We start from the raw sequence: 13,891 nt of genomic DNA, 5'->3' as shown, positions 1-13,891 counted from the left end.
CCGGCAAAAGCCATGATCACCGCTATGTCAGGCGGGCATGACCGTTGCGAGAATTGAAAATTATGAAGGCAAACCAAGCCTGAACAGGCGCATGCTGCTCAGAGCTGCCGGCCTTGGCGCCCTTGCCGGGCTCGCCGCCTGCGCAACCGCCGTGCTGCCCACCGGCGAAGGCGCCGGTGTCTCTGCTTCCGCGGCCGGCACCCTGAGCGGCATTCGGGCCTCAGCCGGTCTTGGACCGCTTGTCGCCGATCCTCGTCTCGAACAGGCGGCCTTGCAGCAGGCCGGCTACATGGCGCGCCGCGGCCGCATGAATCACACCACCGGCTGGGGCAAGGACTTTGCCTCGCGCGTCAAAGACAATGGCATTGCCGGCGCCGCCGCCGAGAACATCGCCGAAGGCCGCTTCGACCAGCAGAAGCTGTTCGATATCTGGGTGCATTCGCCAGGCCACCGCCGCAACATGCTAGACCCGCGCTTCACCCGCTTCGGCCTCGCCTATGTACGCGACGGCCGCGACAACACGCTTCGCTACTGGTGCCTTGTGCTCGGAAGATAGCACGGTTTCGCCTTTGGTCGGCGGAGTCCGTGCCGGATGATCGAGCCGTCAGTCTTTGCGGCCGCCGAGCAACTCCTCGATGTCCTGCGCACAAACCGGTCTGCTGAAATGATAGCCTTGCATTTCGTCGCAATTGTTCCTGCGCAGGAAGGCCACCTGATCATCTGTCTCAACGCCCTCGGCAATGACCCTCAGGTTGAGATTTTGCCCCAATGAAATCACCGCGCTGGCCACAGCCTGGTCGTTCTCGTCGGCGGCAAGATCCTTGATGAAGGATTTGTCGATCTTCAGCCGCGCCACGGGAAAGGTCTTGAGTGCGCTGAGGCTGGAATAGCCTGTGCCGAAATCATCGATCGAGATCTGGACACCCAGGCTTTGCAGGGCGTTCATGGTCGCGACCGCCAGGTCGATATCCTGCATGATAAGGCTCTCGGTCACCTCCAGTTCGAGGTACCTGGCCTCCAGACCGCTGTCCTTCAGCGCGCTGACAATGCGATCGATCAGGTTGCGTTCCCTGAATTGCCGCGCCGACACATTCACGCAAACGGTCAAGGACGGCAGCCCGGCGTCTTGCCAGGCTTTGTTCTGCCGACAGGCCTCATGCAGAACCCAGTCGCCGATCGGTACGATCAGACCTGTCTCCTCGGCGGTCGGGATGAACATCGTCGGCATTATCGTACCAAGCGTTGGATGGTTCCAGCGTATCAATGCCTCGACCGCAAAAACCCGACCTGACCGAAGGTCCACCTGCGGCTGGTAGAGCAGCGTGAATTCCGAACGCGCCAAGGCATTTCGCAGCTCTTCCTGAAGCACGAATTTCTCATGCGCCCGGGTGTTGAACTCTGGAGCGTAAAACTGGAAATTGTCGCGGCCGAACTCCTTGGCGCGATACATGGCCGCATCGGCATTTGCCAGCAGCGTATCAGGCTCCGTCCCATCCTTCGGATAGTTGGCAATGCCGATGCTGGCAGTCGCCCGCACAAGATGCGCTCCGAGCCGAACCGGTTCGGCGAGTGCCGCCCTGAGCTTTTGCAAGGTCTCGGAAACGAGATCGACGTTCGCCGGCTGGTCGAAAAGCACGATGACGAATTCGTCGCCGCCAAGCCGCACGACGGTATCGGTTGCCCTCACGCAGTCGACCATGCGACTTGCGACGATCTTCAGAAGCTCGTCTCCGGCATTGTGGCCGAGCGTGTCGTTGACAAATTTGAAATTGTCCAGATCGATGAACACCACCGTCACCCAGCGATCGTATCGCTGGGCGTACAGGACCGCCTGCGAAAGCCGATCCTCGAGCAAGGCGCGATTGGGAAGCCCGGTCAGCACGTCATGATTGGCCATGAAGTGGATCCGGTCTTCAGCCTGTTTGCGTTCGATGGCGATCCCGGCGATGCGCGTGGTGAAATCGATCAGGCGGGTCTCGGCCTCGGTCGGTTCGCGCACCGTCATCGAATACATCGCAAAGACGCCAAGCACCGCGCCCTGATGCGACAGGATCGGGGTCGACCAGCACGAACGCAAACCGTGCGGCCGCGCGAGTTCGCGATAATCCTGCCAAAGCGGATCCTGCATGATGTCAGCGACAATCACCGGCTCGTGCCGATAGACCGCCGTTCCGCAAGACCCCGCCCGAGGGCCGACCGCGGCGCCGTCGACGGCGTCGGTGTAGTCTTTCGCCAGGCTCGGCGCGGCAGCGTGGCGCAAGTGGCTGCCATCCTTGTCGAGCAGCAAGACCGAACCGAATATCCCCGCCAGTTGGGACTCGACCAGACGCATGAGCCGCTCGAGCACGTCTTCGAGGGGAGCGCTCTTTGCGATCATCTCGAGGATATGCGCCTGCCCATCGCGAAGGATTTCGGCCTGCTTGCGCGCAGTGATGTCGCGGGCAATGCCGACGAGGCCGAAAATGTTGTTTTGAACGTTGCGCAATGGCAGTTTCGTAGACAGGAACCATTTGCCGGTGCCTGACGCATCGACGACGAACTCCTCCTCGTCGATCATCGGTTGTCCGTCGCGCATCAGTTGCTGCTCGACGAAGCGAAATTTCTGCGCAAGATCCGGCGCATGAAGGTCGAAGTCGCTCAGGCCGATCATGTCGCTCGTGCTGTCTCGACCGCTGTCGGACGCAATGGCTCGGTTGGCGACGACGAAGCGGCTTTCGGTGTCCTTCACCCACATGTAGTCAGGCACCAGGTCGATCAGCGTCTGCAAGGAGATACGCTCGTCGACGACCAAGCGGTTGGCGCTGAGCTCGCTGATGTCCTCGTGCGTGGCCACCCAGCCGCCGTCAGGCATCGGTTGATGGCAGACCTGAATTGTCCGGCCATCGGCGAGCTCGGCTGTCCAGTTCCCCGAAGCAGTGCCCGAATTGACTGCCCGGGCCAACGCCAGATAGGCGTCCGCATTCATTGCCGAGGTCCCGACAGCGACGCGCCGCTCGACGATTTCGCGCAGCGCCGCCCCCGGCTGCAATTGCTCCGGCGCAAGGCGATAGATTTCCGCATAGCGCCGGTTGCACAGGATCAGCCGTTCATCGGCGTCAAAAAAGCAGATGCCTTGCGAGATGTTCTCGATCGCGGTCTGGAACCGCAGTGCCTGGTCTTGAAGCGCTGCAATCGTGGCGCGAAGCTCGCGCTCGAGCGCCTCATATGAGGCAGTCGCCAGTTGTGCCAGCGTCGTCAAATTGGCGGATTCGGGCACTTCGGCGGTTTGCCTGGATGATTTCGTGGCCAAACACAGTTCCTCCCGCTGATGCTTGAGGCAAGCAAAGGAGGCTCGCCTTCAACCCAAAAGCGAGTGCATATTGGTCGGGATATACTAATGGCAGGTGAACCGGCTCAATGCCGACGCGACCGGCACAGGCAACGGAAGCCGTGAGCCGGTCGCGGTTGCCGGAGCCGTGAGACTTAGTCCATATGCGCGGCAGGCGCTCCACCGGCGGGCGGCGCAGCCTTTGGCTTGCGCAGCAGGAAAACAAACGGGACGGCAAGCAGTGTCATCATCATCAGCAGCTTGAAGTCATTGACGTAGGAGATCATCATCGCCTGGATATTGACCATGCGATCCATCAGCGACAGCGCCATCGGATCGCCGCCCGCTGCTGCCGGCGACGCCGCCCAGAGGTTGGGATTGAACGGGTTGACATAGGCCGAGAGCTCGGCGTGGTTGATCTGCGTGTTACGCACCAGCAGAACCGTCACCACCGATACGCCGATCGATGAGCCAAGATTGCGCACCAGGCTGAACAACGCCGTGGCATCGGTACGGAAGCGTGCGTCGAGCGTGGCGAAAGCCACGGTGGACAGCGGCACGAACACCATTCCCATTCCAAGGCCCTGGATGACGCCGGAGCTGAGGATGAGCCAGTTGTCCATCTGCGGCGAAAAGCTCGACATCGTGTAGAGCGATTGCGCGGTCAGCAGGAAGCCGATCACGACGAGGATCCTGGCATCGATCCTGTGCATGATCCGCCCGACGAACAGCATCGCGATCATCGTGCCGACACCGCGCGGCCCCAGGACGATGCCGATAGTGAGGGTCGGATAGCCGAAGATGGTCGACAGCATTGGCGGCAGCAGCGACATGCTCGCCAAAATGAGCACGCCCATGACAAAAATGAACGCCAGCCCGGTGACGAAATTGCGATCGAGGAAGATCTTCGGGTCGATAAAGGGGTGCTCCGCCGTCAACGTGTGAATGGTGAATACCCAGAAGCCGGTGATGGAAAGACCAAGCTCGATCCATATCTCGATCGAGGAAAACCAGTCGACCTCACCGCCACGATCGAGCATCAGTTGCAGCGCGCCGACACCGAGCGAGAGCATGGCGAAGCCGAAGAAATCGAAGCTGCGCACCCGCCGGGCCACGCTGGGGAGATATGCGGCCATGCCGAGGAAGGCGATGATGCCGACCGGCAGGTTGATGAAGAACACCCAGCGCCAGTTGAAATTCTCGGTCAGCCAGCCACCCAGCGTCGGGCCAAGGATCGGTCCCAGCATGATGCCGGCGCCCCAGATGGCCATGGCCTGGCCGTGGCGTTCCCTAGGGTTGATGTCGAGCAGGAAGGTCTGCGACAGCGGCACGATGGCCGCGCCGAAGACGCCTTGCATCAGCCGGAAGAGAACGATGGTCTCCAGGCTCCAGGCTATGCCGCACAGCATGGAGAAGACGGTGAAGCCGACCACCGCCGTCAGGAACAGCTCCTTGCGACCGAAGCGGTCGGCAAGCCAGCCGGTCACCGGCGTCATGATCGCGGCGGCAACGATGTAGGAGGTCAGCACCCAGTTGATGTTGTCGGGGGAGGCGCCGAGATCGCCGGTCATGGTCGGCAGCGCGACGTTGGCGATCGTCGTGTCGAGCGCCTGCATGATCGTCGCCAGCATGAGCGCAACTGTGATCAGGCCGCGGTGCGGTACTTCGCGAAAGGGTTCTGGGGTGCTCATGACGTAAAACTTCCAGCAGGTAACAAAAACGTGTACATTAGGTTTCCGGACGGCGAGGCCCTCGCTGCAGAGAGACCCTCATCGCGGTGGGACGCGAGCATCGATGTGGGGGTTACATCGACTGAGCGTCTCGACAAAGCGGGCGCCTGCCGCCCGGAAACCTGAGGACCGAAGATCCTGCGCAACGTTGTCTGGTTTAGCCAGGCCGCAGCGCAGCCCGTCTACGCATTCAACTCTTCCTGCGCCTCCCTCGGACCAATCCTGTCACCTGCATCCATCTCGCTGTTTGCCATGCGGCCGCTGTCAGGCCTCTTTACTTGGCCTCGCCTGCCGTGGCGCGGCGGAAAATGCCCGGCAGCCCGCGGGAAACGCCGGTGTCCACCGTGACGGTCGCGCTCATGCCGGTGCGCAGCGCCATCTTGGCGTCGGCGTCGGTCAACTCCAGGCGGACCGGAATGCGCTGCGTGACCTTGACCCAGTTGCCGGTGGCGTTCTGCGCGGGCAGCAGCGAGAACTCGGCCCCGGTGCCGGCGCCAATCGCCTTGACGGTGGCTTCGAACGTCTTGCCCGGATAGGTGTCGACCACGATTTCGGCCTTTTGGCCCGGATTCATGTTGGTGAGCTGCGTTTCCTTGAAATTGGCGTCGACCCAGGTATCGCCGGTCTCGACCAGCGAAAACAGCGGCGTGCCCGAGCCGACATACTGGCCGACCTTGAACGAAGCGGCCTGGCTGATGATGCCGTCGGCAGGCGCTTTGACTGTTGTCTGGACCAGATCGTAGGCCGCCTTGTTGCGTGCGGCGAGCGCCGCCATCACTGTCGGATGCTTGTCGGTCTCGATGTCGGGATTGCCGCCAAGTGCCGCCTTGGCGCTGACGATCCCTTGCTGGGCCACGGCCAGCTGCTGCTTGGCCTTGTCGAGGTCGTTCTTGGCCTCGTCCAGCGACGACTTGGCGTTGATGCCCTTGCGGGCAAGGTCGGCGGCGCGGTCATACTGCGACTGCGCGTACTGGACCTGGCTTTCGTCGGACTTCTCTTGCGCCAGCGCCTGGCTATAGGCCGCACGCAGCTGCTCGACATTGAGCCGCGCGCCGGCCACCGCCGCATCGGCCTGGGCCAATGCGATCCGGTAGGGCTCGGGATCGATGGCGAACAACACGTCGCCCTGCTTGACAGACTGGTTGTCGAAAATATCGACCTGAACGATGCGGCCCGCCGTATCGGCGGCTATCGACACCTTGGCCTGCTGCAGATTGGCGTTCTCGGTCTCCTGATAGCGGCCGCCGGTCACCCAGACATAGCTGCCGCCGGCGATCAACGCAGCGGGCAGCACAAACATCAAAAGGAAGCGGCCGGCACGACGCTTCTTCTTCGGCGCCACTGGCGCCGGAGCTACCTGCGGAGCGACCGTTACCGGAGCTGCCGCCGGCTTCGCGGGAGCTTCCATCTCCAGCTTGGCCGCATTCTTATCTACTTTGGCTACCGCGTTCATGCTGCTGCGCCTTCCGTATTCTTCACTTTTTCCGAGGGCGGCGTCTCACCATCCGCAAGATTCTGCACCATTGTCTCCAGCGCCTTGACCAGGACGCGGCGATCTTCCGGCGAAACGCCAACGAGCGATTCCTCATACACCTCGCCGGCAAGGCTCTTGACGTGGGCGTAGGCTGCGTTCGCCTTGGCGGTCGGGAAAATCATGCGCACTCGTCTGTCGGTTGCGTCGGGACGGCGCTCGATCCAGCCGCCCTCCTCCATGCGATCGACAAGGCGCGAGACGCTGATCGGCTCGATTTCGAGAAGCTCGGCAAGCCGCGCCTGCGCGACACCCGCCTCCTTGGCGACACGGACCAGAAGCCGCCATTGCGCCGAAGAAAGGCCGAAACCACTGGCGCGCGCCTCGAAGCGCTTGCGCATCAGGCGCTGCACGTCGTGGATCAAAAAGCCCAATCTGTCGATGCCGTCGGAAACCATGAGCGACATATATAATAAGCGTGCTCATAATTCAAGGAACCCGGATTGTGCCAGAAGGCGGCAAATGTACATGGCAGTCACATCATGAGCGATTGCGAATGAGCATCGTGACCACGAAGAAAGCGCCGACCGAACTGGTGATGATGCCGATCGGCAGTTCCTGCGGCGGCAGCAGCGTGCGCGCGAGAAGGTCGCTTGCCAGCAACAGCACCGCTCCGAAGTGGGCGCAGCTTGCAATCAGGCGCAGATGAAGCGGGCCGGCCAGGGTCCTGGACAGATGTGGGATCATCAAGCCAACGAAACCTATGACGCCTGCGACCGAGACAAGGATCGCCGTCGAGAAAGCGGCGACGAGAAATGTCATCCTGCGCATCCGCGCAACCGGGACGCCGAGGCTTTCAGCGGCATTCTCGCCGGCCAGGAAAGCGTCGAGCCGGCGGTGGTTCCAAAGTCCATAAACAAGGATGGTGCCTGCGCCCAGAGCAGCCAGCTCGATATTGTCCCAACGGGCCAGCCCGAGCCCGCCCATCGTCCAGAACAACACCGAGTGAGCGGCGCGCTGGTCTCCGGCAAAGACGAGATAGTTAGTCAAGGCGGTGAACATGAACGAGACGGCAAGCCCGGCGAGGATCAGCCGTTCGGGGCCTTGCCCCCTCACCCGCGAAACCAGCAAAAGCACGATGCCGGCGGCCAATACGCCGCCCGTGAAGGCCGCGACCGGCAACGTCCAGATACCGAAATGGTCGCCAAAAATGGTGATGACGGAAACCGCGCCGGCCGCGGCTCCGGACGACAGGCCGAACAAGAACGGATCTGCGAGGTCGTTGCGCGTTACCGTCTGCAGCAGCGCGCCGATGACGCCCAGCCCGGCGCCGACACAGATGGCCATAATCGTGCGCGGTAGCCTAAGATCGAGGACGATCTTGGCAATCGGGATCTTGCCGGCCGGACCGGACACGATGTCTCCGTCCAGCCCGGCGGCATGTCCGAGCGCAGCAATCACGTCGCTCAACGCGATGACCGTCGATCCATAGGCAATCGACAGCAGAGCAAGAGCGGCAATCGCTGCTGCTCCTGCTGTCATCGCCAATTCGAACGCTCTCTGGCGCAAGCTCAGAAAGCTTCCGGGTGCATCGCCCTGGCGATCTTGCCGATCGCCTCGATGTTGGCAGGCCCAGGCGTCAGTTCGGCATAGCGCAGCGCAATGAAGTGCTCATTTTTGACCGCCTCAGTCTCCTTCATCGCCGGATGAGCTTTCAGGAAATCGAGCAGTTTTCTGTAGCCGCCGTCCTGGTAGTCGAGCAGGATAAGAAATTGCGGATTGCGGGCCGCCACCGTCTCCCAATCCGTATTGCCCCAGCTCGTCGGCATGTCGGCCATGATGTTGTCGCCGCCGGCTGCGGCGATCATGGCGCTGGGGATCGCGAACTTGCCTGATGTGAAGGGTTTGTCTTCGCCGGAGTCGTAAAGAAACACACGCGTTCCCGTGCGGTCGCCGATCTTTGCCGTGATATCGGCGAGCTGCGCCTTCCAGTTCGAAACAAGCTTTCCCGCCTCCGCCTCCTTGCCAAAAATCTTGCCCAGCTTTTCGACATCACCATAGAGCAGGTCCATCGAGGCTGCGGGGCGGTTCTGGTCGAGATGGACGCAACTTTCCGTCGGCACCAGCGTCTTGATACCGTGCGGGGCCAGCGTATCGGGCGTCACCTCGCCGCCAGGCTTCATGCCGTAATACCAGCCGGCGAAGAAGAAATCGGGCTCGACGGCGACGAGGTTTTCGAGGGTCGGGTATTTCGGCGCGAGTTCCGGGATCGCGCCCTGCTCGGCCTTGAATTCCGGACCGACCTTATACCATCCGGTGATGCCGGTCAGGCCGACGATCGATGGTTGCAGCCCCAGCGCGAAGGCCATCTCCGCCATGTTCAGATCTTGGATGACGGCGCGCTTCGGCGCGGCGTCGAACGTCAGCGGCGTGCCGCAGCTATCAACGGTTACCGGGAAAGCGAAGGCGGTCTGGGCAAGTAGGAGGGAGGCAAAAGACAGTACGAGGCGTTTCACGGATGTTGCTCCTTGGTCAAATCGGGATGTGAAGAGGCGCGGTTCGGAACGTCGAAGACCGTGAGTTCGCGGTCTTCGGTGGGATGGCGCAGCCAAAGCACGTCAACGCCGAAAATCTCGCGGATCAACTTCTTGGTCAGCGCCTCGCGCGGACTGGCAAGTGCCTGCAGGCGGGCCTCGTTCATCACCGCGACCCTGGTGGCAAATGGCGTGACAAGCGACAGATCATGAAGCACCGCCACGACGGTCATGCCAAACTGCGATACGAGTTCGAGAAGGTCGCTGCGGGCGCGCGGATCGAGATGATTGGTCGGTTCATCGAGGAACAGGATTTTGGGCTCCTGGGCGATGGCGCGCGCCAACTGGGCGCGTTGCCGCTCGCCACCGGATAGCGAGCCGATCGTGCGGCCGAGCAGCGGCAGCAGGCCGGTTCTGCGAAGTGCTTCAATGACGATGTCGCGTTGCTCGCTCCTCCGTCGCAAGCCGGCATGCGGGACGCGCCCAAGCTCGACGTAGTCGATCACGGCAAGCCGCGGATCAGGCTGGTCGGTCTGGCCAACGACCGCCATGTGCAGTGCCCGCTCGGCGGCCGAAAACCTCTCCAGCCGGCGTCCGGAAAATCTCACATCTCCCGCGCTTGGCCGCAGCGTACCGCATAGCATGCGCAGCAGCGTCGTCTTGCCGGCGCCGTTGGGGCCGATGATGGCGAGGCGGTCGCCCGGCGCTATCGAAAGGCTCACCGCGCTGACCAGGCACCGGCCATTCGTCGTCGCGCTCAGTTCACACGCTTCAAGAAGAGGCTGGGAGGCGTCCAACTTACCGTCACTTTCTCAATGGCGACGGAAGGAAGCTGGACGGACCGGCCGACAAGACCGATGTCCACGTCTCCTCCCGGCACACCCCGTCCGGTCAACTCATGCTGATGGCAGGTCTCCTGGCTCGCGGGTCTTTGCGCCATCCTGCCTTCCCAGCCTTGCCGGCCAGTGGCACTTCGGATTTTGCTAACCGCTTACAGTTGCGGGGGCAGCCACGGCCTCGATCCGAAGATCTCACCGTGTTCCCTTTTCACCCCTTGCCTTTCGACTCGGGGACCATCAGTCAGCCACCCTAGTTTTCCGCCAATCACAGCGCAATAAGTCTTGTCAGAAGGAGCCATATAGACCTCGTGATGTAATAACGTTACATTTAAAAGGACGTTTGCCCGCTTCCTGTCAAGCCTTTTCGCGCGACGCCTGCGACTTGCCGACGACCGTCGCTCTCGATTTGCGCAGTGCGCAATTTCGATCAAACTGCCTCCGCCAGGAAGCGGCACCATAATCTTGCCAATATAAGACATGGCCAATGTAAAGACTGGGCCATGTAAAGACTGGGCCAATGCGGAGACTGGGCCAATGCGAGGTGCCAAATGAATCCGATCGAGAAAGCCTTGTGGTTCGTCGAAAGCCATCTGCCCGAAGCAGTCTCGCTGGACGATGTCGCCAAGATCAGCGGGGTGTCGCGCTTTCATGTGACGCGGGCTTTCGGCGCGGCTACCGGCCGTTCGGTGATGAGCTACGTCCGTTCTCGCCGACTGACCGAAGCGGCGCGCAAGCTTGGCGCCGGCGCACCCGACATCCTCTCGGTCGCGCTCGACGCCGGCTATGCCTCGCATGAGGCCTTCACCCGCGCCTTCCGCGACCAGTTCGGCACCACGCCGGAACTGGTGCGCGCACAAGGCTCGCTCGACAACCTCGATCTTGTGGAGCCGATCCTGATGGACCAGTCCTTTCTCGCCACTCTCGAACCACCGCGTTTTGAGACCAGCCGGCCGTTTCTCATCGCCGGTCTCGGCGAGCGCTACAGCTGCGAAACCAGCGCCGGCATCCCGATGCAGTGGCAGCGGTTCGGCCCCTATATTGGCAACATTCCTGGCGAGATCGGCGACGTCGCCTATGGCGTCTGCGTCAACGGCGACGACGCCGGCAATTTCGACTACATCGCTGGCGTCGAAGTGTCCGATTTTTCGGACCTGCCGAGGGAGTTTTGGCGTGTGCGCGTGCCGGCGCAGAAATACGGCGTGTTCGCCCATCGTGACCATATCTCGACCATCCGCCGCACGGTCAACACGATCTGGAACAAATGGCTGCCAGCCTCTGGGCACGAGATCGCCGATGCGCCGGAATTCGAGCGTTACGGCCCCGAATTTGATCCGCGCAGCGGCAATGGCGGGCTGGAAATCTGGATACCGATCAAAGGGTGAGGCACGGCAGGCCGACGCCGAAGCGCCGGAAGCGCTGCTACAGTTCCAGGTTCCAGTTCTGGCCGACCAGATCCCTGCCGAAGGAATGGTGGCACTCCTCGTTGGTCAATTTAAAGCCCACAGACTCATAGATGTGGCGGGCGGCGGCGAGCACGTCGTTGGTCCACAGCGTCAGTGTCCTGTAACCCGTGGCGCGGCAAAAGCCGATACATTCCTCGACCAGCCGCTTGCCGATGCCGAGACCTCGCGCCGAGGGCTCGACGTAGAGCAGGCGCAATTTCGCCACCGCGTCCGACTGGCGCACGACGAAGACGGAGCCGACGACCTCGCCTTCCCGCTCGGCGATCCAGCTGCGTTCCCATTTCGGATCGAAGGATTTGACGAATGTGCCGAGGATTTCAGCGACCAGCGCCTCATAGGTTTCGTCCCAGCCATATTCCTGCGCGTAGAGCAGGCCCTGGCGATGGATGATCCAGCCGATGTCGCCGACCTGCAGAGGCCGCAGCGTGTAGGGAATGTTGGGTTCGGCGGTCGCGCCCAGCAGACGCTGCACCGTCTGCATGGCCTTGACCAGCCTGTCCTGTTCGGGAACCGAAAGCCGGTCGAGCAATGCCGCGACCTGGTCGTGCGAGCCCTGGTTCAGCGGCGCGAAAGCCTGCCGCCCGGCCTTGGTCAGGGCGATCGACGAACGCCTTGCATCCGCCTCGATCGTGGCGCGCTCGACCAGATGACGTTCCTCGAATTTCTTCAGCAGCCGGCTGAGATAACCGGGATCGAGGCCGAGATCGCGCCCAAGGTCCGTGGCGGTCAGGCCATCGCGATGCGCCAGTTCATAGAGCACCCGCGCCTCGGTCAGCGAGAAGGTGCTTTTCAGCAGCCCTTCGTCGAGCAGCCCGATCTGGCGGGTATAGAAGCGGTTGAAGGCTCGCACCGCGTCGATCCGCTCCTTGCCTGGGTGATGATGAATGGTCATGGCATCCTCCTGCCGGTAAGATCAGCCATTTAGTTGACTTGGTCAAGTATCTGTTTGAAGCATCCGTTTGAAGCAATTGTTCTGATGATGCTCACCGGGCGCCTTGACTCGCGCGAGTTGCCAGACTATTTCAGCGCCACGTTAGCACTCCCCCAAGATGAGTGCTAACCATGTCCGGCGCCGCCGGACGGAGGAACTGTTCTCACCATTCTCATCGAGGAATAAAAAATGGCAAAGTCGAAGTTCCGCCCGCTTCATGACCGCGTGGTCGTTCGTCGGGTCGAATCCGAATCCAAGACCGCGGGCGGGATCATCATCCCCGACACGGCGAAGGAAAAGCCGCAGGAAGGCGAGATCATCGCCGTCGGTTCCGGCGCCCGTGACGAAGCCGGCAAGCTCGTCCCGCTGGACGTCAAGGCCGGCGACCGCATCCTGTTCGGCAAGTGGTCGGGCACCGAAGTCAAGCTCAATGGCGAAGACCTTCTGATCATGAAGGAANTTAAATCTTCGGGCTCAATCCAAGCCCCTGCCAGGAGCTAAAAATGGCTGCCAAAGACGTAAAATTCTCCCGCGACGCTCGTGAGCGCATGCTGCGCGGCGTCAACATCCTCGCCGACGCGGTGAAGGTCACGCTCGGCCCCAAGGGCCGCAACGTCGTCATCGACAAGTCGTTCGGCGCACCGCGCATTACCAAGGACGGCGTCACCGTCGCCAAGGAAATCGAGCTTGAAGACAAGTTCGAGAACATGGGCGCGCAGATGGTCCGCGAAGTTGCTTCGAAGACCAACGACATCGCCGGCGACGGCACCACGACCGCGACCGTTCTGGCACAGTCGATCGTCCAGGAAGGCCACAAGGCGGTTGCCGCCGGCATGAACCCGATGGACCTCAAGCGCGGCATCGACCTCGCCGTCGCCGACGTCGTCGCGACGCNGATCAAGAACGCCAAGAAGATCAAGACCTCGGAAGAGGTTGCCCAGGTCGGCACCATCGCCGGCAATGGCGACGTTTCGGTCGGCTCGATGATCGCGGAAGCGATGCAGAAGGTCGGCAATGAGGGCGTCATCACCGTCGAGGAAGCCAAGACCGCCGAGACCGAGCTCGAAGTCGTCGAAGGCATGCAGTTCGACCGCGGTTATCTCTCGCCCTACTTCGTCACCAACGCCGAGAAGATGGTTGCGGATCTGGAAGACGCCTACATTCTTCTCCACGAGAAGAAGCTCTCCAACCTGCAGGCCATGCTGCCGATCCTCGAGGCTGTCGTGCAGACCTCGAAGCCGCTGGTCATCATTTCGGAAGACGTCGAGGGCGAGGCCTTGGCCACGCTCGTCGTCAACAAGCTGCGTGGCGGCCTGAAGATCGCCGCCGTCAAGGCGCCTGGCTTCGGTGATCGCCGCAAGGCCATGCTGGAAGACATCGCTATCCTCACCGGTGGCCAGGTCATCTCCGAAGACCTCGGCATCAAGCTCGAGAATGTCGGCCTGAACATGCTCGGCCGCGCCAAGAAGGTGTCGATCTCCAAGGAGAACACCACCATCGTCGACGGCGCCGGCAAGAAGGCCGAGATCCAGGGCCGCGTTGCCCAGATCAAGCAGCAGATCGAGGAGACCACCTCGGACTACGACAAGGAGAAGCTGCAGGAACGTCTCGCCAAG

At 61.8% G+C, this 13,891-nt stretch carries 12 protein-coding genes and 1 riboswitch; of the genes, 4 read left to right on the top strand and 8 right to left on the bottom strand.

The annotated features are described in order from the left end of the window. Positions 1-37: 37 nt before the first annotated feature. Positions 38-556 carry a CAP domain-containing protein gene (locus X760_RS43950; protein WP_023717111.1) on the top strand — a complete coding sequence of 173 codons (519 nt, stop codon included), beginning with the start codon at positions 38-40 and terminating at the stop codon, positions 554-556. A 48-nt stretch (positions 557-604) separates the two neighbouring features. Here the strand turns inward: X760_RS43950 and X760_RS43945 are convergent, their stop codons facing one another. The 7 genes from X760_RS43945 to X760_RS43915 all read right to left on the bottom strand — a co-directional run bounded on the left by X760_RS43945 (position 605) and on the right by X760_RS43915 (position 9,839). Further along, on the bottom strand, positions 605-3,289 hold the full coding sequence (locus X760_RS43945) for an EAL domain-containing protein (RefSeq protein WP_023717110.1): 2,685 nt from the start codon (positions 3,287-3,289) through the stop codon (positions 605-607). A gap of 173 nt (positions 3,290-3,462) precedes the next feature. Then, positions 3,463-4,998, bottom strand: a complete 1,536-nt coding sequence (locus X760_RS43940; RefSeq protein ID WP_023717109.1) for a DHA2 family efflux MFS transporter permease subunit — start codon at positions 4,996-4,998, stop codon at positions 3,463-3,465. 313 nt (positions 4,999-5,311) lie between these two features. Beyond that, positions 5,312-6,490, bottom strand: a complete 1,179-nt coding sequence (locus X760_RS43935; RefSeq protein ID WP_023717108.1) for an HlyD family secretion protein — start codon at positions 6,488-6,490, stop codon at positions 5,312-5,314. Continuing rightward, positions 6,487-6,966, bottom strand: coding sequence for a MarR family transcriptional regulator (locus tag X760_RS43930; RefSeq protein ID WP_023717107.1), 480 nt, complete (start codon positions 6,964-6,966; stop codon positions 6,487-6,489). The genes X760_RS43935 and X760_RS43930 overlap by 4 nt, the downstream gene beginning before the upstream one ends. Before the next feature lie 82 nt (positions 6,967-7,048). Then, positions 7,049-8,050, bottom strand: a complete 1,002-nt coding sequence (locus tag X760_RS43925) for an iron ABC transporter permease (RefSeq protein ID WP_084642487.1) — start codon at positions 8,048-8,050, stop codon at positions 7,049-7,051. A gap of 29 nt (positions 8,051-8,079) precedes the next feature. Beyond that, positions 8,080-9,024 carry an ABC transporter substrate-binding protein gene (locus X760_RS43920; RefSeq protein WP_023717105.1) on the bottom strand — a complete coding sequence of 315 codons (945 nt, stop codon included), beginning with the start codon at positions 9,022-9,024 and terminating at the stop codon, positions 8,080-8,082. Further along, the gene (locus X760_RS43915) at positions 9,021-9,839 is read right to left on the bottom strand and encodes an ABC transporter ATP-binding protein (RefSeq protein ID WP_036244226.1); all 819 of its coding nucleotides are present in this window, start codon (positions 9,837-9,839) and stop codon (positions 9,021-9,023) included. The genes X760_RS43920 and X760_RS43915 overlap by 4 nt, the downstream gene beginning before the upstream one ends. Before the next feature lie 91 nt (positions 9,840-9,930). Further along, a riboswitch (cobalamin riboswitch) is annotated at positions 9,931-10,135 on the bottom strand. A 294-nt stretch (positions 10,136-10,429) separates the two neighbouring features. On the opposite strand from X760_RS43915, the gene X760_RS43910 reads away from it, so the two are divergent. Then, complete coding sequence (locus X760_RS43910; RefSeq protein WP_023717103.1) at positions 10,430-11,263, top strand: AraC family transcriptional regulator; 834 nt, start codon at positions 10,430-10,432, stop codon at positions 11,261-11,263. Positions 11,264-11,300: 37 nt separating this feature from the next. Here the strand turns inward: X760_RS43910 and X760_RS43905 are convergent, their stop codons facing one another. Continuing rightward, positions 11,301-12,236, bottom strand: a complete 936-nt coding sequence (locus X760_RS43905; protein ID WP_023717102.1) for a helix-turn-helix domain-containing GNAT family N-acetyltransferase — start codon at positions 12,234-12,236, stop codon at positions 11,301-11,303. Positions 12,237-12,464: 228 nt separating this feature from the next. On the opposite strand from X760_RS43905, the gene X760_RS43900 reads away from it, so the two are divergent. Both X760_RS43900 and groL read left to right on the top strand, forming a co-directional pair. Continuing rightward, positions 12,465-12,776, top strand: a complete 312-nt coding sequence (locus X760_RS43900; RefSeq protein WP_023717101.1) for a co-chaperone GroES — start codon at positions 12,465-12,467, stop codon at positions 12,774-12,776. Positions 12,777-12,778: 2 nt separating this feature from the next. Then, a partial coding sequence (gene groL / locus X760_RS43895) for a chaperonin GroEL (protein ID WP_031193444.1) occupies positions 12,779-13,891 on the top strand: 1,113 nt, incomplete at its 3' end.

It is taken from the genome of Mesorhizobium sp. LSHC420B00 (assembly GCF_000503055.1).
In the GTDB taxonomy this organism is placed as follows: Bacteria; Pseudomonadota; Alphaproteobacteria; order Rhizobiales; family Rhizobiaceae; genus Mesorhizobium.
Note: the sequence above shows the minus strand (reverse complement) of the source record. Positions and strands in the feature narration are given on the sequence as shown.